Origin of the sequence: Colwellia sp. MB3u-55 (assembly GCF_014076785.1) — a bacterium.
Lineage (GTDB): Bacteria > Pseudomonadota > Gammaproteobacteria > Enterobacterales > Alteromonadaceae > Colwellia_A.
In genome coordinates this window covers 1-205 of record NZ_JACGUS010000046.1, presented here as the reverse complement: position 1 = coordinate 205, position 205 = coordinate 1, and the positions used below count along the sequence as shown (strand labels likewise).

1 pseudogene is annotated in these 205 nt (G+C 35.1%); it reads right to left on the bottom strand.

Annotated features, from left to right (window positions below):
- Positions 1-123 (bottom strand): annotated as a pseudogene (locus tag H4J66_RS20060) (transposase); the annotation flags it as partial.
- Positions 124-205 lie beyond the last annotated feature (82 nt).

The following is a 205-nucleotide window of genomic DNA, read 5'->3' as shown; positions in this document are numbered from 1 at the left end:
CGCATAGCTGACACCGGTTTCTTTATTAATACCACATAAAAAGGCTTTTCGAACGGTTTGACTGCAAACATGATAATAGGGTGTATCAGATAAACTGATTTGTTGTGAACGAGGCTTGGGCATAAAAATCACCACACTTATAAGAGGGTAAATTAAGTGTAGTTTATTGTTGAAAAAACAAACAAGTTATTATGGGTGGCTTAAT